This is a genomic window from Streptomyces sp. CBMA29, from assembly GCF_014596445.1.
Lineage (GTDB): Bacteria > Actinomycetota > Actinomycetes > Streptomycetales > Streptomycetaceae > Actinacidiphila.
In genome coordinates this window covers 136,686-157,389 of sequence record NZ_MECL01000002.1, presented here as the reverse complement: position 1 = coordinate 157,389, position 20,704 = coordinate 136,686, and the positions used below count along the sequence as shown (strand labels likewise).

Below are 20,704 nucleotides of genomic sequence, written 5' to 3'. Positions count from 1 at the left end.
TCCGTCGCCGCCGGTAAAGGGGTGAATGCCCCACGATCGGCGATCGTGAGGGATGTCACCCCATGGTCGCCTTCTTCATGGCGCGGGCCCTGCGGGCCACCCTGCGGACCGTCCGGTTGCGCGGCACGAACGCCAGCCGGGCCGGTACCGCGCCCGGCAGCCCGAGCGAGGTCAGCCGCCGCCGCTTGAAGTACGGCCAGGTCGCCGCGCTCAGATGACCCGTCAGATACGCCTCGGCCTCGGCCCGCAGCCTCGGGTACGCCTTCGGCTGCATGCAGAAGCCCACCGCGTGCAGCAGCGGCGTCAGCTCCGCCGCCACCCGCTCGGGCGACGGCGACGACCAGGACCGTACGGCCGGGGCGTCCGCCAGGTCCGGCAGCAGCGCGTGCACGATCGTCACCGGCACCCGGTTGCTGTTCTGGTACGGGGTCAGCCGGTCGAGCAGCAGCTTCGTACCGGTACGGGCCACCGGGATGTCGTACAGCGCGGAGGCGGTCAGCAGCGCGGTGGAGAAGCAGCCGACGACCAGCGCGGGGCGGGACTTCTGGTAGAGCACCTCGGCCAGCGCCGGGGTGTTCAGCACCGTGAACCGGGCACCGAGCCGCTCGGCCTCGGCCTTCAGCGGGTCCGTCCAGTCGGCCGGGGCCGTCGGGTGCGGCTTGAAGACGATCTCCCGGTGCCCCAGGGCGGCGGCGCCCCGCACCATCGACAGGTGCAGCTCCTCCTCCTCGGCGGGGGTGATCAGGCCCAGCGCCGACAGATACTGCCCGAGCAGCAGCGCCGCGCCCTCGGGGACGGCGGTCAGGTCGTCGCCGCCCGCGTCCATCGAGGCGTCGGCGACCTCGGCGAGCACCTTGGTGAACGCCTCGGACGGCACCACCTCGGACTCCACGCCGTACTCGCTCAGCAGCAGCGGCCGCAGCCCCGGCACCAGGTCGAGGTGGAGCAGCAGGTCGATCCTGGTGTCCACCAGCGCGCCCAGCTTGTTACGGGTCGGGCCGTACGACATCAGGCCGTCCGCGTAGACGGTGAGGGGGGCGTCCTGGAAGATCGCCGCCACCGCGAGCGCCGGTTCGACCTGGATCGACTCCACGATCAGCTCCACGCTGTCGTCGCCGAGGTCCCACAGCATCCGGACGTACCGCTCCCAGATCGGCACGTCGTCGGCGCGCGGCGCCCAGCCGCTGGGGTGCATCGGGTGGATCGTCTCGTTCCAGGAGATCAGGCGGTCGAACCGGGAGCGCAGCGCGGTGAAGCCCGGCGCCTGGTCGAACGGCCGGCTGATCTCCGGGATGGCCGCGTTGTTGCAGACCACCAGCAGGCGGCGGTCGGCGGCGGCGAAGGAACCGGCGTCCAGTGCGGCGGCCAGGGTGGCGGCGCCGTAGAGGGTGGAGGCCAGGAAGAGCTGGGTACGGCGCGCCATCACGCGACCTCTCCCTCGTTGTCGCGGGCGTCGAGATCGTCGTCGTCCGGGTCGATGGCGGCGGGCGTGACGCCACTGTGCCCCGCCCCGCGCCCCGGTGGCGGCACAGCGCCGGATTCCTCGGCGCGGCCCGGCCTGCGGCGCAGCCTGCGCAGCTTCACGCTGCGCTCCAGGTCCATCGAGTCGAGCGCCTCGGTGAGCACGTCCTGCGGCAGTTTGCGCAGCGCGGTGGCGCTCATCGCCTTCAGCCTGCGGGCCACGGCGGGCTCGAACCGTTCCAGGTTGTTCAGGTGGTGGGCGATGATCGCGCAGTAGGTGCGGACCGCCTTGGGCAGGAAGAGCTCCGCGTCGCGGTCCTTGGCCGTCTCGGCGATGACCTGGTCGAAGCTGCGGATGAAGTCGAGTTGCCTGACGTCACCGATCTGGGTGAGCGAGGTCGACACACCGCGCCGGTAGAAGATGCCCATCAGCCCGGCGGCGACACCGAAGGTGTCGGCCTCGCGGTGCAGCTTCCAGATCCACGGCCGGTCCTCGGCGGTGCGCAGCCCGTCGGGGAAGTGCAGCAGTCCGCGGTCGACCAGTCTGCGGTGGTAGATCCCGGCCCAGGCGTACGGGTAGTCCACCGAGGTGGAGCGGTCGGCGGGCAGGATCGCGTCGCGGGCGGTGAGCACCGTGCCGCGCCGGCCGTGCGGCACCCGGATCAGGTTGCGGGCGGAGCCGGTGCACTGCACGTGGTCGACGCGGACGAAATCGGTGCCCAACTCCTCTATGGAAGCCAGCAGTCGGGGCAGGTAGCCGGGCCCGTACCAGTCGTCGCCGTCGAGGAAGGTGAGGTACTCGCCGCGCGCCGCGTCGATCCCGGTGTTGCGGGCGGTGGCCAGACCCCCGTTCTTCTCGTGTCGTACGAGTCTGGCGCCGGGTACCGAGCCCAGGGCCCGCTCCAGGATCTCCGGAGTGCGATCGGTGGACGTGTCGTCCACCAACACGAACTCGTAATCGGGATCGGCATTCGCCCGCAGGCTGCGCAAGGTATCCAGGGCATATTGCTGCACATTGAAAAAGGGCACGATGACGGAGAGCTTGACCACTCGCCGTACCTTAGGGCGTTTGCCCGGCCTTTTGCTTTGCGTCGAGCGTACATCTGGGTAAACGGCAGATGTCGGAGCGGTGAAGCAGGTCCCGTGCGGGCTCTGCGGCCGGTCAGGGAGCTTCTGGCCTATCCACGGCAGATGGCTAAGTGGCGGCTCTATGTTTACCTGCTGTTGGTCGCCAATTAGCGCGATGAACTCAACGGCTTCCTAAGGTCTTGCCGTGCCAAAACGTAAGCCCGGCCCATTGCGGGTCACTGTGATCGCCGACTCGGACACCCGGTGGAAGTGGGGTGCGCTGACCGCGCGCCGGATCGACCCCGATGCCCGACTCGACGCGCGTCTGCTGCGCGGCCGGGCCACCCCCACCCCCCGCCAGCTGGCGGAACTCGGTATTCCGGCCGACTCCATGGAGGAGGCGACCGCCGCCGAGATGCTGGCCGACATCGACGAGGAGAGCTGCGACGTGGTCGTCATCTCCTGTGTCGGCGGCACGGTCCAGGCGCTCCTGCACGGCTTCGCGCGCGCCTGGGAAGGCCGCCCGCAGCGGCCGCTGGTCGTCACCGGATACGTCGGAGTCGTATACGAGAAGCTCGCCGACGGTCTGCTGCTGCGCGCCGGGGCCGACGTCGTACTCGCCAACAGCGCCGACGACGCACGGCGGTTCAGGGACGTGTACGAAGGGGTCGGCTACCGCACGACGAGCATCGTCGAGACCGCGCTGCCGTTCCTCGGCGGGGAGCCGTACCGGCCCGACGCCCAGCGGCCGTTCACCGTCACCTTCGCCGTGCAGCCGTCCGCGCCCGAGGGCCGGGCAGACCGGACGTACCTGCTGCGCCGGACCGTCGACCACGCGCGGCGGCACACCGAGCGCGAGGTGCTGGTCAAGCTGCGCAGCAAGCCCGGCGAGCACACCACGCACATCGAGGAACACCCGTACCAGAAGCTGGTCGCCGCCCTCGATCCGCCGGACAACCTCCAGTTGGTCTACGGCAACATGGCCGAGGTCCTGGACCGCACCGACCTGCTGGTCACGGTCAGTTCGACCGCCGCGCTCGAATCGCTGCACCGCGGCATCCCGACCGCCGTCCTCACCGACCTCGGCATCCGCGAATCGCTCGGCAACCACCACTTCCTCGGCTCCGGCTGCTTCGCCTCCTGGGACGAACTGGACGACGGCCACGTGCCGCACGCCCACCCCGACTGGACCGCGGCCCACGGCGTCGCCGCCCTCGCGCCCTTCGCCGCCCTGCGCGCCCGCGTCCAGGCGCTGCTCGCCGAACCCGAACTGCCGCGGATCGCGCCCTACTACACGCTGCGCACCGCCCCCGGTTACCTCCCCGGCGTCCTCGCCCGCCACGGCCTCGACCCCAAGGGCGACGCTGCCGCTGGGCTCGGCCCCCGTGACCCGGGCCCTGTCCGCCGGGCCGTCCGCGACCTCGTCCGCAACTCCGCCCGTACGGCGTACCGGCAGGGCGTCCAGCGGGTCGCGCCCCACATCCGCCGCTGGGGGCAGTTGTGACGCCCCGCATACACGGAGGACGCGCCCCTATCGGGCCCCTCCTCTCCGCAGGGTGCGGCCGCAAGGGCCCGGCGGCCCGAAAGTTGACAGGAGCCACCTCATGACCGACCTCTCACGTACCCCGGCCGGAAGCGTCCTGGCCGTCATCCCCGCACGCGGGGGGTCCAAGGGGGTGCCCGGGAAGAACCTGGCGCCGGTGGGCGGAGTGCCGCTGGTGGCGCGGGCGGTGGCGGCCTGCGTCGAGGCCGGGCGGGTGACGGCGGTCGTCGTCTCCACGGACGACCCCTCCATCGCCGAGGTCGCGCGCGCCGCGGGCGCGGAAGTCGTCCTGCGCCCGGCGGCGATCGCGGGCGACACCGCGACCAGCGAGGCCGCGGTGCTGCACGCGATGGACGCCCACGAGGCGATGAGCGGCGCGCCCACCGGCGTCGTCCTGCTCGTCCAGTGCACCAGCCCGTTCATCACCGCCGAGGAGGTCGACGGCGTCGCCGCCGCGGTGCTGGACGGCGGCGCGGACACCGCCCACACCGTCGCCCCCTTCCACGGCTTCATATGGCGCGAGGCCCAGGACGTGGCCGGTTCCCCGCTCCCCGCCGGAGGCGAGAGCTTCGGCGTCAACCACGACAAGTCCACCCGGCCGCGCCGCCAGGACCGGCCGCAGGACCTGCTGGAGACCGGCACCGCGTACGCGATGCGCGCCGACGGCTTCCGCGCCGCGAACCACCGCTTCTTCGGCAGGACCGCGCTGGTGCGCACCGACCCGGCCCGCGTACTGGAGATCGACGAACCCGCCGACCTCGAACGGGCCCGCGCCCTCGCCCCGCTGCTCGACCCGCGCACGACGACCCCCGGCTGGGCCGACGTCGACGCGGTCGTCCTCGACTTCGACGGCACCCAGACCGACGACCGGGTGCTGATCGACGCCGACGGGCACGAGTCGGTCACCGTGCACCGCGGTGACGGCCTCGGCGTCGCGGCCCTGCGCCGCGCCGGAATGCCCGTCCTCATCCTGTCCACCGAGACCAACGCGGTCGTCGCCGCACGGGCCCGCAAGCTCCAGGTCCCCGTACTGCACGGCATCGACCGCAAGGACCTCGCCCTCAAGCAGTGGTGCGAGGAGAACGGCATCGCGCCCGAGCGGGTGCTCTACGCGGGCAACGACGTCAACGACCTGCCGTGCTTCGGCCTGGTCGGCTGGCCCGTCGCCGTCGCCGGTGCCCACGACGTGGTGCGCGCCTCGGCCCGCGCCATCACCACCGCCCAGGGCGGTCACGGCGCGATCAGAGAGATCGCCGCCTGGCTGCTTGGCCCCACTCTCGCCCGCTGACAAGCAGCCGCCGGCGACCGCCGACCGCGGCCCCGCCGGCAGCACACATCCATCCCCCCGACAGTCCCAACCCGTAAGGAACACCCTCGTGACCACAGCCATCCCCGCAAACCTCCGCCGCGTCGGCTCCCGCCACATCGGCAACGGACAGCCCGTCTACGTCACCGGCGAGATCGGCATCAACCACAACGGCGACCTGGAGAACGCGTTCGCACTGATCGACGCGGCCGTCGCCGCGGGCTGCGACGCGGTCAAGTTCCAAAAGCGCACCCCGGAGATCTGCACCCCGCGCGACCAGTGGGAGATCGAGCGCGACACCCCCTGGGGCCGTATGACGTACATCGACTACCGGCACCGCGTCGAGTTCGACGAGGCCGGCTACCGGTCGATCGACGAGTACTGCCGCAAGCGCGGTATCGACTGGTTCGCCTCCCCGTGGGACGTCGAGTCCGTCGCCTTCCTGGAGAAGTTCGACGTGCCCGCCCACAAGGTGGCCTCCGCCTGCCTGACCGACGACGACCTGCTGCGCGCCCTGCGCGGCACCGGCCGCACCGTGATCCTGTCCACCGGCATGTCCACGCCGAAGCAGATCCGGCACGCGGTCGAGGTGCTCGGCAGCGACAACATCGTGCTGTGCCACGCCACTTCGACGTACCCGGCCAAGCACGAAGAGCTGAACCTGCGCATGATCAACACCCTCCAGTCCGAGTACCCGAACGTGCCCGTCGGCTACTCCGGCCACGAGGTCGGCCTCCAGACCACGCTCGCCGCGGTCGCGCTCGGCGCCGTCTTCGTCGAGCGGCACATCACCCTCGACCGCGCCATGTGGGGCTCCGACCAGGCCGCCTCGGTCGAGTCGACCGGCCTTGAGCGCCTGGTGCGCGACATCCGGATCATCGAGACCTCCCTCGGTGACGGCGTCAAGAAGGTCTACGAGGGCGAGCTCGGCCCGATGAAGAAGCTGCGCCGTGTCGCGGGCGTCGTCGCCGAGTCCGAGGCCGCGGGCGTCGAGGCACCCGCCGCCGTCTGACCCCGCAAGGGCGGCGGGGATCACTGACCAGGACCGGCGGGACCGCGGGACCTTCGGGTCTCCCGGTCCCGCGCACAACCGCAGAGGCAAAGGGGAACGGCCATGACCGGTAAGCCCGCAGTCGCGGCCGGGCAGGTGCCCGCACCGGGTATCGGCGCCGTCGCGCTCGTCGAGTCACCCGTCCAGCTCCTCAACGTCCTGGAGTGGGCGCACATCCATCCGCCCACCGTCCCCGCCGCCCGCACCACCGGTGAACCGGCCGTACCCGCCGAGCCGGAACCGGTCGCGCGACCGCTCACCGTCGTCGTCCTGTCCCCGGTGGACCCCACCAGCCGCGGCCAACTGCGCCGCATGGCCGAACTCGCCCGCGACGAGGGCGCGGTGGTCCGCTGGTTCGAGGCCCGCGGCAGCCGCGGCGGCCTGCTGCGTACGGCGGTCTCGCTCGCGCCGCTGCTCTTCCGGGTCGAACACCTCGTCATCGGCGACCCGTTCTCCCGGCTCGTCCAGGTGCTGCTCCCGCTGTGCCGTGCCCGCGAACTGACCGTCGTGGACGACGGCACCGCGACCATGGAGTTCACCGAAATCCTCGCCAGAGGCGGCCGGTTGGTGCGCTGGCACCGCTCGGGGCGGCGCCGTTCGCCCGTCGACGCGGCCTTCGGGATCTTCTCCTCCGCGGCCCGCCGCCGCCTCACACCCGGCAAGCGCCGTCACGTCGAACTCTTCAGCGCGATGCCCGCGACGCCGCCCCCGGGGATGGCGCTGCGCACCAACCGCTTCGCCTGGACCCGCAGCCGCTTCGGGCCGCCGCGCACCCTGGCGGGCACCGACCTGATCGGCACCTCACTCGTCGAGACCGGCGTCGTCGACCCCGAGCGGTACCTCGCCGTCGTCCGCTCGCTCGCCGAACGGCACGGCGCCAAGCGGTACTTCGCCCACCGCCGCGAGGCCGTCGACAAGCTCCACCGGCTCGCCGCCGAGACCGGCCTGGAGATCGTCCGGCCCGACTTCCCGCTCGAACTCGTCGCCCGCCGCGGCCCGATCGGCCGGACCGTCCTGTCCTTCCCCTCCACGGTCGTGCACACGCTGCCGCTCGCGCTCGGCGGTACGGGAGTCCGTATCGTCGTCATCGACATCGACCAGGAGTGGCTGACGGCCGCCGCCTCGCCGCGTGCCCACACCTTCCTGACCGGCATCAACCACTCGGCCCGCGACCTCCACGGCCTCGCTCCCGCGGGGGATCTCTGACGGCTCGCCGCCCTCCGTCCACCTGACGGTGGGCTTGCGCCCCGTCAGGGCGCGAGGAACCGCGCGCCCGGCTGGAGCGCTCCTGTGGGTCACCACCCGTCCCGGCGGGGCAATTCGGTTGTCTTCTGACCACCGGCCCGACGGCGGCGGGCCGCGCGGGTCCGGGAGGCGCCCCCCGCCCCTGCGGGGCGCGGCCCACCGCCAGGTGAACGCACGGGGCCGCGCCCCGAAGACGCTCGCCCTCCCCGCGGAAGGCGGAGCCTCGTTCGCCTCACGTCAAGGCTGACGTAACCAAATGATCACCCCCGTGAGGTTGGCTTCGGGAATGACGGAGGGTTTAAGGGCCCCGGCCCACGTAGCGATCCTCGCCGGAGGCGACCCCGGTGGATTGGACGGCGACTCGCGCGCGCTGAGAGTGGCGGACGCGGCTCGGGCGGCGGGCTATCGGGTGACGCTGATCGGCAGGGCACCGGCGACGGTGACGCCGAAGGGCGTGGACGTACGGAAGGTCGCCGTGCGCGGCGTACTCGGCGCGCACAGGGTGCGGCGGCCGAGACCGGGACTGCGCTGGCCGCTGGCGTACCGGAGCGCGGCGGCGTACGACCACCGGACGACGCTGGTGACGGCCGAGCGCGCGGTGCTCGTCACCCGCACCGCCGAACTGGACGTCGTGCACCGGGCGTTGCCGCTGCTCGCGGCGGCCCGCACGGGCCACGCGCTGGCGTGGCTGCGGCACGGACTGCGGGCCGGATGGACACGGCTGCGCGCGGCGCAGTACCTGGCGGCGGTCCGCCGCCGCGAAAGCCCGACGGCCCGGCTGGACAACTTCGTGACCGAGACGCTGCGGCTGCTGCTCGGCCGCCGCGCGTGGCGCCGCCTCGACCCCGGGCTGCTGGACGAGGAGGTCGCGTACGGCCCGGTGCTGGACGCCGTCCGCCCGCATCTGATCCACGCGCTCGGCCACCGGGCGCTCGGCGTCGCCACCCGCGCGGCGCTGCGGGCCGAAGGGGCGGGACACCGTATCGAGGTCGTGTGGGACGCGCCGCCGCGCACCCCGGCCGCCTCCCGCCGCGCGGCCGTGGCGGGCGAGGCGTACGAACGGACCTTCGCGCCCGAGGCCGACGGCGTCGTCACCGTCGGCGAGGGCCTGGCAAGGGAGTTGCGCGCACGGCACCGGCTGTCGACCACGCCCGCCGTGGTCCGCAACGCGCCGCCGCTGGCCGCCGCCTCCGTCGCCGCGCACCCCGCGGGCATCAGGGCGCGCTGCCATCTGGCGCCCGACATCCCGCTGTTGGTGCACACCGGACCGGTCACCCCGGACCGCGGCCCGGCCACCGTCGTGGAGGCGCTGCCCAGGCTGTACGACCTGCACGCCGCCTTCGTCGTACCCGACCCCGGCCACCCGCACCTGCGCGAACTGCGCGAACGCGCGGCTCAACTCGGCGTCCACGGACGGCTGCACGTCCTCCCCTACGTCCCCGTCGCCGAGATCCCGCGCTTCCTCGCCTCCGCCGACATCGGCGTCCTGCCCGTCCATCAACTCCCGCACCACCAAACGGTGCTGGCCACCCGCTACTTCGAATACGCCCACGCCCGGCTGCCCGTGGTCGTCAGCGACGTCCGCGCCATGGCCGCCGCCACCCTCGAACTCGGCAACGGCGAGGTCTTCCGCGCCCGCGACACCGCCGACTTCGTCCGCGCGGTCGGCGCCGTCCTCACCAACCCCCGCCGCTACCGCAAGGCGTACGACCGCAGCGACATCCTCCGCCAATGGTCCTGGCAGACCGAGTCCGCCCCCCTCCTCGACCTCTACACCCGCCTCCTGGGCCCCCGCCCCTGACCCCGATCCGCCAGCAGCACCGCCAGCGCGGCGGTCGAGGGCGATGACGCCGACCTCGCCAGGTACGACGACAGCCACGCTCGCGACAAGGCGGCGGTCTGAGGGTTACGAGGCCGCTTCGGGCGTGGTGTTCGTCTCGATCCACCGGAAGGACGCCGCCGAACCGGCGACGATCGGCACCGCCGACACCTCGGGGTTGTCCCACGGATGGTGCTTCAACAGATGGTCCTCAAGGGCCTGGTACCGCTCCGACGACCTGCGCCCCCGCGGCCAGCCGCTCACGCACCGCGGACGCGGCCAACTCCACTGCCTGGTCACGAGTTTCCGTAGCAGTGCTCACCTGAAGGAAGTCGCCCATGTCGTGAGACTAACCGCCGCGTTGGGCGCGCAGGCGGACGTGGTGGGCGGCGGAACACGCGGGCGGCACACGTTGCCGTAACACGAGGGTCGTAAGGTAAGGGTCCTCACCCGTGAGGCGGGGGCGTCGGGGACGGTCGCGTTGCCTCGCGGGGGGCGGCTCGTTGAGCCAGTATGGGTGTAAGAGACCAAAAAGTTTTCTTACCCCCGAGGGTGACTGGGTATGCGCCGATCGGGCGACTTCTTCTCCTCCCGCAGGACAAAAACTTTCCCGATCACGTAAGAGGAGCCGGTGATGGGCCCTACGCTGACTGAGGTGAACGATTCACCTACACCGCCGTCCGACGGGCTGACCGAGGCTGTGCTGTCCGGTCTCGCCGAGACCGTCGTGGCGGACGGACTGCGCGCCGAGCTGATCGCCTTCCGCCGTGACCTGCACAGGAACCCCGAATTGGGGCGGCAGGAATTCCGGACGACCGAGCAGATCAGGGCGCGGCTTGAGCGGGCGGGGCTGAGCCCGCGGGTGCTGCCCGGCGGGACCGGACTCGTGTGCGACATCGGCGACACCGGCAGCGGAGGCGGCACAGGCAGCACTGACGACACCGGCGCGGCAAGCTCCAAGCGCCCGCGCCTCGCGCTGCGCGCCGACCTGGACGCGCTGCCGGTGCCCGACACCAAGACCGTGGAGTACCGCTCGACGGTCGAGGGCCGGGCGCACGCGTGCGGCCACGACGTGCACACCACGATCGTGCTCGGCGCCGGCCTGGTCCTGGCGGAGCTGGACAAGCGGGGCAGGCTGCCGCGCCCGGTGCGGCTGGTGTTCCAGGCGGCCGAGGAGATCATGCCCGGCGGCGCGCTGGACGCGATCAAGGCGAAGGTGCTCGACGGCGTCGACCGTATCCTCGCGGTGCACTGCGACCCGAAGGTGGAGGTCGGCAGGATCGGGCTGCGCCAGGGCCCGATCACCTCGGCCGCCGACCGGCTGACGCTGACGCTGGAGGGCCCCGGCGGCCACAGCGCCCGCCCGCATCTGACCACCGACCTGGTGATGGCCACCGCGAAGCTCGCCGCCGAGCTGCCCGCCGTACTGGCCAGGCGCGTGGACCCCAGGTCCGGGCTGAGCATCGTGTGGGGCCGTATCCAGGCCGGGCACGCGGCCAACGTCATCCCGCAGTACGCGGAGTTGGAGGGCACCGTCCGCTGCCTGGACCTGACGGCCTGGCACGACGCACCCGACCTGGTGCACGAGGTGATCGACCAGATCACGGCGATGTACCGGGCGAAGTGCGAGATCACGTACCAGCGCGGGGTGCCGCCGGTGGTCAACGAGGCGGCCTCGGTGGAGCTGCTGCGGGACGCGATGACCGCGCGCTACGGCCTGCACGCGATCGAGGACACCGAGCAGAGCCTGGGCGGCGAGGACTTCTCCTGGTATCTGGAGCGGGTGCCGGGCGCGCTGGCCCGGCTCGGCGTGCGGCCGGTCGGCGACGCCGCCAAGCGCGATCTGCACCAGGGCGATTTCGACGTGGACGAGGGGGCGATCGCGGTCGGCGTGGAGCTTTTCACGGCGGCTGTCCTGCTGTCCTGAGCCCGGCGAACCGGAGGTTCAGCTCCCGCCCTGAGACCCGCGAACCGGAGGTTCAGCTCCCGTCCCGACACCCGCGAACCGGAGGTTCAGCTCCCGTCCCGACACCCGTGAACCGGAGGTTCACCTGCTGTCCTGACACCCGGTGAACCCCCCGCTACCGGTCCGTCACCTGGCTGAAATGCGTCGATCCGATAACGGGCCGTCATTCGGTCTTTACCTGACATCTACGCGCGTTAAGCTCCCGCTTAGCCAGCGCCGGACGGGGCGCTTCAGACTGAAGGGGACCCTCTTGCGCCGGGTATCCAAGATCATCGTCGCGGGTATGGTGTCCGCGACTCTGGGGCTCACTGCCACCGCGTGCGGCAGCAGCAGCTCCTCCGACAGTGGCAAGGACAAGGGCGTCGGTCTCGCCTTCGACGTCGGCGGCCGTGGCGACCACTCCTTCAACGACTCCGCGGCCCGCGGCATGGACAAGGCCGTCAAGGAGTTCAAGATCGGGTCGAAGGACCAGACCGCCAGCAACGGCGAGACGGAGTCCGACCGCGACCAGCGGCTCGACCTCCTCGCGGGCGGCGGCTACAACCCCGTCGTGGCGGTCGGCTTCACCTACGGCGAATCGGTCACGAAGATCGCCAAGAAGTACCCCAAGGTGACCTTCGGCATCGTCGACTCGGTCGTGGACCTGCCCAACGTCGACTCGATGGTCTTCGCCACCGAGCAGAGCTCGTACCTCGCCGGTGTGGCCGCGGCCCTGAAGACCAAGACCAACAAGGTCGGCTTCATCGGCGGTGTGCACAACACCCTGATCGGCACCTTCGACGCGGGCTTCGCCCAGGGCGTCAAGGACACCAAGCCGTCGGTCCAGCTCACCCGCCAGTACCTGTACGAGACCGACACCAAGGGCTTCAACGACCCGACGTCGGCGCAGGGCAAGGCGCAGGGCATGCTCGACAGCGGCGTGGACGTGATCTACACCGCCGCCGGTCTGTCCGGTGACGGCGCGATCCAGGCGGTGGCGGGCAAGGCCGGCGCCTGGGCGATCGGCGTGGACTCCGACCAGTACGAGGACCCGGCCCTGGCCAAGTACAAGGACCACATCCTGACCTCGGCGATCAAGAACGTCGACGTGGCCACGTACGACCTGATCAAGTCGGTGCACGACGGCAAGGCCAAGACCGGCACCAACACGTACGACCTGGCCAACGACGGTGTGTCGCTGGCGACGTCCGGCGGTTTCATCGCCGACATCCAGTCGCAGCTCGACGCGGCCAAGCAGAAGATCGTCTCGGGCGCGATCAAGGTGAGCTCGAAGCCGTGACGTAAGCCGGGGACCCGGCCACGGGTCCCCGCTGGACCGGCGGTACGACAACCGGTTCGCGAGGCTCGGCGGGGGATGCTGCGGCACCCCACCGCCGGGCCTCGATCACTGTGCGGAACCGTTCGGGAACGCCCGGCATCCGGCGAGCGCTCCTCTGCTCCCGGCCTGTGGAATGCGCACAACTACGCGCGTAGAGTGCCATTTCCGCGATACGTTCACGCGATACCTTCACGCCAGCTCACCCCACCCGCCCTGCCGCTCCGAGCCTTTCCCCCCAGGAGAGTGCGTCATCAACGCGTCCACGAGTCCACCCGCCGCCCCGGCCCCCGGCCGGTCCGCCGCGCCGCCCGCCGTCGAACTGCGCGGCATCACCAAGCGGTTCCCCGGCGTCGTCGCCAACCACGACGTCGACATCACCGTGCGCAGCGGCACCGTGCACGCCCTCGTGGGCGAGAACGGCGCCGGCAAGTCCACCCTGATGAAGATCCTCTACGGCATGCAGAAGCCCGACGAGGGCACCATCGCCATCGACGGCGAGGTGGTGACGCTCGGCGACCCCGGCGACGCCATCGCCCGCGGGATCGGCATGGTGCACCAGCACTTCATGCTCGCCGACAACCTCACCGTGCTGGAGAACACCGTCCTCGGCAGCGAGGGCCTGTACGGCATCGGCGGCAAGGCCCGCGCCCGGATCAAGGAGCTGTCCGACGCCTACGGCCTCGGCGTACGCCCCGACGTCCTGGTCGAGGACCTGGGCGTCGCCGACCGGCAGCGGGTGGAGATCCTCAAGGTCCTCTACCGCGGCGCCCGCACGCTGATCCTGGACGAGCCGACCGCCGTCCTGGTGCCGCAGGAGGTCGACGCGCTCTTCGAGAACCTGCGCGGGCTGAAGGCCGAGGGCCTGACCGTCATCTTCATCTCGCACAAGCTCGGCGAGGTGCTGTCGGTCGCCGACGTCATCACCGTCATCCGGCGCGGCACCACCGTCGGCGAGGCGGACCCGGGGAACACCACGGCCAAGCAGCTCGCCGAGCTGATGGTCGGCAGCGAACTGCCGTCGCCCGAGACCCGCGAGTCGACCGTCACCACCGAGCCGATGCTCTCCGTGGACGGGCTGCGGCTGGGCACCGTCGACCTCGACGGCATCGAGCGCAAGGTGCTCGACGACATCTCCTTCACCATCCACAAGGGCGAGATCCTCGGCATCGCGGGCGTCGAGGGCAACGGCCAGGCCGAACTGGTCGAGGCCATCATGGGCATGCGGGAGCTGGACTCCGGCGGCCTCGTGCTCGACGGCCGCGACATCGCGGACGTGCCGACCCGCAAGCGGCGCGAGGACGGCATCGGCTACATCCCCGAGGACCGGCACCGGCACGGCCTGCTGCTGGAAGCGCCGCTGTGGGAGAACCGCATCCTCGGCCATGTCACCGAGCGCCCCAACAGCCGCGGCTTCCTGATCGACTCCGGCGCCGCCCGCCGTGACACCGAGCGGATCGTCCAGGAGTACGACGTCCGCACCCCCGGCATCGAGGTCACCGCGGCCTCGCTGTCCGGCGGCAACCAGCAGAAGCTGATCGTCGGCCGCGAGATGAGCCACCTGCCCAAGCTGCTGATCGCCGCGCACCCCACCCGGGGCGTGGACGTCGGCGCGCAGGCGCAGATCTGGGACCAGATCCGCGAGGCCCGCCGCGAGGGTCTGGCGGTGCTGCTGATCTCCGCCGACCTCGACGAGCTGATCGGCCTGTCCGACACCCTGCGCGTCATGTACCGGGGACGGCTCGTCGCCGACGCCGACCCCGCCACCATCACCCCGGAAGAGCTGGGATCCGCGATGACCGGTGCCGCCAGCGGCCATCTCGAACACGAGGCCGGGACCGACCCGTCGGCCGGAACCGACACCTCGGCCGGGACCGGCCCGTCGGCCGGAACCGACACCTCGGCCGGTTCAGAGGACCGGCCCAAGAAGCTCGGGGGAGAGGACCGATGAAGAAGTTCGACAAGGACCGGCTGCTCCTGGGCGTCGCCGCCCCCGTGCTCGCCGTCGTCGGCGCGCTGGTGGTCACCGCCCTCGTGCTGCTGGCCACCGGCAAGGAGCCGTTCCACGCGTTCGACGTGATGGTGAACTACGGCAGCAAGACCGACAGCCAGGTCTACATCCTCAACAAGGCGACCACGTACTACCTCGCGGGTCTCGCGGTGGCGGTCGGCTTCCGGATGAATCTGTTCAACATCGGTGTGGACGGCCAGTACCGGCTCGCGGCCTTCTTCGCCGCCGCCGCGGGCGGCGCGATGGCGCTCCCCGGCATCATCCAGATCCCGGTCATCATCCTCACCGCCATGGTGGTCGGCGCGCTGTGGGCGGCCATCGCCGGTGTCCTCAAGGTGACCCGAGGGGTCAGCGAGGTCATCTCCACGATCATGCTGAACTCCCTCGCGGGCATCGTGATCGGATACTTCCTGCGCGACGGACGGCTCGGCGTCACCGACAAGGCGGCGAACATGATCTCCACCAAGCCGCTGCCGTCCTCCAGCCACCTGTTCAACTTCCAGACCGCCACCGACCCGGTCTTCGGCTTCATCGTCTTCGCGGTGCTGGCCGGTGTCATCTACTGGTTCGTGCTCTCCCGCACCCGCTTCGGCTTCGACCTGCGGGCGGTCGGCCGCTCGGAGTCCGCCGCCGAGGCCAGCGGCGTCAGCGTCAAGAAGATGGTCGTCACCAGCATGCTCATCTCCGGCGCGATGGCCGGACTCGTCGGCATGCCGACCCTGCTCAACCAGTCGTACGAGTACGGCACGGACTTCCCGACCGGCATCGGCTTCACCGGTATCGCGGTCGCCCTGCTCGGCCGCAACAACCCGGTCGGCATCGGCATCGGCGCCCTGCTCTGGGCCTTCCTGGAGCGGGCCTCCAACGGCCTGGAGTTCGAGGGGTACGACAAGGAGATCGTCGGCGTCATCCAGGGCGTCATCGTCCTCGCCGTCGTCATCGCCTACGAACTGGTCCGCCGCTACGGCATCACCCGCCAGCAGCGCCAGGTGGGCGCGGAACTCGCCGCCGCATCAGGTTCCGACGACAAGCAGGAGGTGACGGCGTGACTGCCACCGCTACCCAGACCCCGCCGCCGGCCGCGCCGCGCGTGACCAACGGCGGCAAGGCGCCCCGGCTCAGGATCACCTTCCCGGTGATCCTGCTGATTATCGCCGCCGCGCTGATCGTCGTCTCCCTGGTCCGGATCATCACCGGCGCGAACGACATCACCTCCGACGGCCAGATCGCCGGAGCGCTCGCCGGCGCCGTACCGATCGGCCTGGCAGGACTCGCCGGTCTGTGGTCGGAGCGGGCCGGTGTGGTCAACATCGGCCTTGAGGGCATGATGATCCTCGGCGCCTTCTTCGGCGCGGCGGTGGGCTGGCAGACCGACCCGTGGCTCGCCGTCCTGGCCGGTGTGCTCGGCGGCGCGGCGGGCGGCCTCGTGCACGCGATCGTCACCGTCACCTTCGGCGTCGACCACATCATCGCCGGTGTCGCCATGAACATCCTCGCCACCGGCGTCACCGCGTACCTCGCCAAGCGCTGGTTCACCGTGGGCGAGGCGGCCTCCAAGGGCGGCAGCCCCAAGCAGTCCCCGCCGATGGACTCCATCAAGTCCTTCACCGTGCCCGGACTCTCGCACTGGCTGGCCACCGTCGAGAACCACCACTGGTTCCTGATCTCCGACATAGCGGGCATCCTCGGCGGCCTGGTCACGCACATCTCGTCGCTGACCATTCTCACGCTGGTGCTCTTCGTCGCCACCTTCTTCGTGCTGTGGCGCACCGCCTTCGGCCTGCGGCTGCGGTCCTGCGGCGAGAACCCGGTCGCCGCCGAATCCCTCGGCGTCAACGTGTACTTCTACAAGTACATGGCCGTCATCATCTCCGGCGGCCTCGCCGGACTCGGCGGTGTCTTCCTCGCCATCGGCACGCACTTCTACCTCGCGGGCCAGACCGGCGGACGCGGCTACATCGGTCTCGCCGCCATGATCTTCGGCAACTGGCGCCCCGGCGGACTCGCCATGGGCGCGGGCCTGTTCGGATACGCCGACAGCCTCCAGCTCCGCAACGGCAGCTCCTCCGTGCACGCCCTGCTGCTCCTGCTCGCGCTGCTGCTGCTGGCCATGGCCGCCTGGAAGTTCTTCCGCAAGTCCTACGTGCCCGCCGCCGTCGCGCTGGGCTTCGCCGTCCTGCTCGCCGTCTGGTACGCGCTGACCGACTCCGTCCCCGACGAGGTCGTCCAGGCCACCCCGTACGTCGCCACGCTGCTCGTCATGGGCCTGTCGGCGCAGCGGCTGCGCATGCCGAAGGCGGACGGAGTCCCGTACCGGAAGGGGGAGGGCGGATGACGCCACCTGATACGGACCCGACTGCCGTTGACTGGCACCAACTGCGGTCCGCCGCCCGGGAGATCATGGAGAAGGCGTACGCGCCCTACTCCGGTTTCCCGGTCGGCGCCGCGGCGCTGGCCGTCGCCGACGACGGCACGGTCCGTACGGTCGTCGGCTGCAACGTCGAGAACGCCGCGTACGGGGTCGCGCTGTGCGCCGAGTGCGGGCTGGTCTCGGCGCTGCACGCCTCAGGCGGCGGCCGGTTGACCGCCTTCACCTGCTCCGACCTGCGCGGCAATCTCCTGATGCCGTGCGGCCGTTGCCGCCAACTGCTGTGGGAGAACGGCGGGCCCGGCTTGCTGGTCGACACCGCGGGCGGCGTCCGGCCGATGAGCGAGATCCTGCCGGACGCGTTCGGCCCGGAAGACCTGAACCGCTGAGGCGGTTGAACCGCTAGACCGCTAGGACTATTCGTGGACGTCATTTCCGTCATCCGTACCAAGCGGGACCGCCAGAGGCTGAGCGACGACCAGATCGACTGGGTCATCGACGCCTATACGCGCGGTGCCGTCGCCGACGAGCAGATGTCGGCGCTCGCCATGGCCATCCTGCTCAACGGCATGGACCGCGCCGAGATCGCCCGCTGGACCGCCGCGATGATCAACTCCGGTGAGCGGATGGACTTCTCGTCGCTCACCCGCCCCACCGCCGACAAGCACTCCACCGGCGGCGTCGGCGACAAGATCACGCTGCCGCTGGCCCCGCTGGTCGCCGCGTGCGGCGCCGCCGTCCCGCAGCTCTCCGGTCGCGGTCTCGGCCACACCGGGGGCACCCTCGACAAGCTCGAATCCATCCCCGGCTGGCGCGCCTCGATCTCCAACGAGGAGATGCTGGCTGTCCTGGACGACGTCGGCGCCGTCATCTGCGCCGCCGGGGACGGGCTCGCGCCCGCCGACAAGAAGCTGTACGCGCTGCGCGACGTCACCGGCACCGTCGAGGCCATCCCGCTGATCGCCTCCTCGATCATGTCCAAGAAGATCGCCGAGGGCACCGGGTCGCTCGTGCTCGACGTCAAGGTCGGCTCCGGGGCCTTCATGAAGTCCCTCGAGGACGCACGGGAGTTGGCGTCCACCATGGTCGGGCTCGGCACCGACCACGGCGTCCGCACCGTCGCGCTGCTCACCGACATGTCCGTACCCCTCGGGCTCACCGCGGGCAACGCGCTCGAAGTCCGCGAGTCCGTCGAGGTGTTGGCGGGCGGCGGGCCCTCCGACGTGGTCGAACTCACCCTCGCCCTCGCCCGCGAGATGCTGGCCGCCGCCGGGCTTCCCGACGCCGACCCCGCCAAGGCGCTCGCCGACGGCTCCGCCATGGACGTCTGGCGCCGCATGATCCGCGCCCAGGGCGGTGACCCCTCCGCTCCGCTCCCGGTCGCGCGTGAGACCCACGTCATCCCCGCGCCCGCCTCCGGCGTCCTCACCGCCCTCGACGCCTACGCCGTCGGCGTCGCCGCCTGGCGGCTCGGCGCAGGCCGCGCCCGCAAGGAGGACTCCGTCCAGGCTGGTGCGGGTATCGAACTCCACGCCACACCGGGCGACTCCGTCGTGGCGGGCCAGCCCCTCCTGACCCTCCACACGGACACGCCGGAGAAGTTCCCGTACGCGGAGGAAGTCCTCGCCGGCTCCTTCTCCGTCGCCCCGGAGGGCGTCTCCTTCTCCCCCCGCCCGATCATCCTCGACCGCATCGTCTGACGAGCGCGGAAGGGCGGCCCGGATTTCGCGGCGCCGCAGATGACGGTGGATCGCCCGGGACGAGTACGTGCTAGTCGTTATCATCACATGATCGTGAAACGCGGCTCCGGCACGAGGACAGCCATGCGAATTCGCCCGTCCCTGATCGTCACCGCTACGTGTTCCGCCCTGGTGTGCGGCCTCGTGGCCGCTTGCGCACCGGCCAAGGACCCGACGCCGGACGGGGTGTGGAAACCGGACGGCAAGGTCACGGTGAACTCGGTGACAGGTGCGGAGGGGATCGCCAGCAAGGAGGACGGATCACTGGTGCACCGCGGGCTCGGCAGCATACCGCTGGCGGTCCGCAAGGAGGGCTTTGAGCACGTCGGCGATCTCGACATAGCCAAGGGCGTCACCTTTGACGCCTATGAGCGAAAAGGCGCCGGCAAGATGTTCCTCGTCACCACGGCCGACGGCAAACGCCTGGAGTTCCGCCACGCGTTGGACCAGGGGGAAGAATTCAACAACTCGTTCGTGACCGTCTCCCCTGACGGTCAGTGGATCGTCGCGGGCGAGTTCGGCGCCGAGAAGCGGTTGCAGGTGTTCCCCGCACCGGTCCTGAACAAGTCGACGTCGGAGAAGGCCAATCTCCCGCAGGCCGGGCAGATCACCCTCGACCACGAGGTCGACAACATCCAGGGGTGCGACTTCTTCTCCGCCCAGCGGCTGGTGTGCACCGCCGACCAGGGCCACGTCCTGCAACTCGACCTCCCGCACGCGCTGGACGGCAAGCGGATCGACGCCACCGTCACGCACCTGTTCGAGCTGCCGAAAGTCAGCAAGTGTTCCGGAGCCTACGAGGCCGAAGGCATCGACTACGACGCGAAGAGCAAGACGCTGCGCGCGGGCATGCTGTCGCCCGGTCTCTGCAAGGGCGCCACGGTGGTGTTCTCCTTCACCTGGCAGGAGAAGTGAGTCCGTCCGTGCCCCTCCGTCCGGGAGGTGCCCCCAGCGCCCTACGGGGCACGTAGGACCGTCAGGCGCGGAGGAGCCGCTGCGCGGGTGCGGGTTACACCCGCAAGGACTTGCCGAAGCCCGCGGCCAGCGGCATGCGGAGTCCCAGGGGCGGCGGAGCCGCCAGGGCGTCGGCGATGGGCCGGGCGTGGGGCCGGTCGAGGAGGGAGCCGAGGACGAAATCGGAGGTGAGGGCGAAGACCTCGCCGCGGTGCTGGTGGAGGCCGTGACCGTCGGAGTGCACCTCGAAGCGGCAGGTGTCGCGGTTGACCTTCTTGAGGCGTTCGGCGAAGCCGTAGGAGATGTCGGGCGCGGTGGACTCGTCCTCGGTGCCGTGGACGAGCAGGACGCGCCGCCCGATGAGCTGCTTGACCGGCTCGGGCTCGGGACCGCGCGGGAGCCAGGGGGAGAGCGCGACGACGGAGGTCACGGCGGGGTGACCGGCGGCGTGGAGGGCGGCGCGGGCGCCCATGTCCATGCCGACGAGGCAGACGGGCACGTCACCGTAGCGCCGTACGGCCTCGCCGACCGCCCACTCGGCGTCCTCCGCCGGGTGGGCGTGCCCGCCGTTCCAGCCGCGGAAGCGGTAGTGCACGACGTGCGCGGCCACCCCGTCGGCGGCCCCCTCGCGGACGAGATGGCGGGCCAGCGGCCACATGACGGCCGCCGCCACCGGGGAGCGGCGCCGGGTGCTCAGCGCGTCACCGCCGGGCAGGGCGAGCACGACGGCGCGCACCGTGGCGCCGGTATCGTGTTCGCGCTGCCTCGGCGCGGGCACCAGCCCGGACGGCACCGGGCGGCCCAGTCGTGCGCCGCGCGCCGGTAATGCTTGGGAAGCCATGGCGCAACGATGGCAGA

At 71.2% G+C, this 20,704-nt stretch carries 17 protein-coding genes; 13 read left to right on the top strand and 4 right to left on the bottom strand.

The features are described 5' to 3' along the window. Nucleotides 1–55: 55 nt before the first annotated feature. A complete protein-coding gene (locus BGM09_RS01000) occupies nucleotides 56–1,423 on the bottom strand; it encodes a polysialyltransferase family glycosyltransferase (protein ID WP_188279397.1) in 1,368 nt (455 codons plus the stop codon). Continuing rightward, nucleotides 1,423–2,511 (bottom strand): glycosyltransferase family 2 protein, encoded by a 1,089-nt coding sequence (locus tag BGM09_RS00995; protein WP_188279396.1) that lies wholly within the window; start codon nucleotides 2,509–2,511, stop codon nucleotides 1,423–1,425. The genes BGM09_RS01000 and BGM09_RS00995 overlap by 1 nt, the downstream gene beginning before the upstream one ends. A 223-nt stretch (nucleotides 2,512–2,734) precedes the next feature. Between BGM09_RS00995 and BGM09_RS00990 the strand changes: the two genes are divergently transcribed. The 5 genes from BGM09_RS00990 (at nucleotide 2,735) to BGM09_RS00970 (ending at nucleotide 9,475) form a co-directional block, all read left to right on the top strand. After that, nucleotides 2,735–4,033 (top strand): DUF6716 putative glycosyltransferase, encoded by a 1,299-nt coding sequence (locus BGM09_RS00990; protein WP_317452471.1) that lies wholly within the window; start codon nucleotides 2,735–2,737, stop codon nucleotides 4,031–4,033. 100 nt (nucleotides 4,034–4,133) lie between these two features. Next, complete coding sequence (locus BGM09_RS00985; protein WP_188279395.1) at nucleotides 4,134–5,360, top strand: acylneuraminate cytidylyltransferase; 1,227 nt, start codon at nucleotides 4,134–4,136, stop codon at nucleotides 5,358–5,360. An 88-nt stretch (nucleotides 5,361–5,448) separates the two neighbouring features. Beyond that, nucleotides 5,449–6,390 (top strand): N-acetylneuraminate synthase family protein, encoded by a 942-nt coding sequence (locus BGM09_RS00980; protein WP_317452470.1) that lies wholly within the window; start codon nucleotides 5,449–5,451, stop codon nucleotides 6,388–6,390. 102 nt (nucleotides 6,391–6,492) lie between these two features. Beyond that, a complete protein-coding gene (locus BGM09_RS00975; RefSeq protein ID WP_188279394.1) occupies nucleotides 6,493–7,635 on the top strand; it encodes a hypothetical protein in 1,143 nt (380 codons plus the stop codon). A 388-nt stretch (nucleotides 7,636–8,023) separates the two neighbouring features. Beyond that, nucleotides 8,024–9,475: a glycosyltransferase gene (locus BGM09_RS00970; protein ID WP_223186114.1), complete on the top strand. Its 1,452-nt coding sequence runs from the start codon at nucleotides 8,024–8,026 to the stop codon at nucleotides 9,473–9,475. A gap of 105 nt (nucleotides 9,476–9,580) precedes the next feature. Here BGM09_RS00970 and BGM09_RS39095 read toward each other — a convergent pair whose 3' ends face one another. Then, nucleotides 9,581–9,694, bottom strand: coding sequence for a hypothetical protein (locus tag BGM09_RS39095; protein WP_411158235.1), 114 nt, complete (start codon nucleotides 9,692–9,694; stop codon nucleotides 9,581–9,583). Between the two features lie 433 nt (nucleotides 9,695–10,127). Here BGM09_RS39095 and BGM09_RS00960 point away from each other — a divergent pair, with 433 nt between their 5' ends. The 8 genes from BGM09_RS00960 to BGM09_RS00925 all read left to right on the top strand — a co-directional run bounded on the left by BGM09_RS00960 (nucleotide 10,128) and on the right by BGM09_RS00925 (nucleotide 19,807). Continuing rightward, complete coding sequence (locus tag BGM09_RS00960; RefSeq protein WP_188279392.1) at nucleotides 10,128–11,420, top strand: amidohydrolase; 1,293 nt, start codon at nucleotides 10,128–10,130, stop codon at nucleotides 11,418–11,420. A gap of 289 nt (nucleotides 11,421–11,709) precedes the next feature. Then, a complete protein-coding gene (locus BGM09_RS00955; RefSeq protein ID WP_188279391.1) occupies nucleotides 11,710–12,738 on the top strand; it encodes a BMP family protein in 1,029 nt (342 codons plus the stop codon). Nucleotides 12,739–12,910: 172 nt separating this feature from the next. Next, on the top strand, nucleotides 12,911–14,725 hold the full coding sequence (locus BGM09_RS00950; protein WP_188279390.1) for an ABC transporter ATP-binding protein: 1,815 nt from the start codon (nucleotides 12,911–12,913) through the stop codon (nucleotides 14,723–14,725). Then, a complete protein-coding gene (locus BGM09_RS00945; RefSeq protein WP_188279389.1) occupies nucleotides 14,722–15,834 on the top strand; it encodes an ABC transporter permease in 1,113 nt (370 codons plus the stop codon). The genes BGM09_RS00950 and BGM09_RS00945 overlap by 4 nt, the downstream gene beginning before the upstream one ends. Then, nucleotides 15,831–17,120, top strand: coding sequence for an ABC transporter permease (locus BGM09_RS00940; RefSeq protein ID WP_188279388.1), 1,290 nt, complete (start codon nucleotides 15,831–15,833; stop codon nucleotides 17,118–17,120). The genes BGM09_RS00945 and BGM09_RS00940 overlap by 4 nt, the downstream gene beginning before the upstream one ends. Further along, entirely contained in the window at nucleotides 17,117–17,542 is a 426-nt protein-coding gene (locus BGM09_RS00935; RefSeq protein ID WP_188279387.1) for a cytidine deaminase, read from the top strand. The genes BGM09_RS00940 and BGM09_RS00935 overlap by 4 nt, the downstream gene beginning before the upstream one ends. Before the next feature lie 33 nt (nucleotides 17,543–17,575). Beyond that, the gene (locus BGM09_RS00930; RefSeq protein ID WP_188279386.1) at nucleotides 17,576–18,853 is read left to right on the top strand and encodes a thymidine phosphorylase; all 1,278 of its coding nucleotides are present in this window, start codon (nucleotides 17,576–17,578) and stop codon (nucleotides 18,851–18,853) included. A 123-nt stretch (nucleotides 18,854–18,976) separates the two neighbouring features. Next, complete coding sequence (locus BGM09_RS00925) at nucleotides 18,977–19,807, top strand: hypothetical protein (RefSeq protein WP_223186113.1); 831 nt, start codon at nucleotides 18,977–18,979, stop codon at nucleotides 19,805–19,807. Nucleotides 19,808–19,901: 94 nt separating this feature from the next. Here the strand turns inward: BGM09_RS00925 and BGM09_RS00920 are convergent, their stop codons facing one another. After that, on the bottom strand, nucleotides 19,902–20,687 hold the full coding sequence (locus tag BGM09_RS00920; RefSeq protein ID WP_188279384.1) for a dienelactone hydrolase family protein: 786 nt from the start codon (nucleotides 20,685–20,687) through the stop codon (nucleotides 19,902–19,904). Nucleotides 20,688–20,704: the final 17 nt, after the last annotated feature.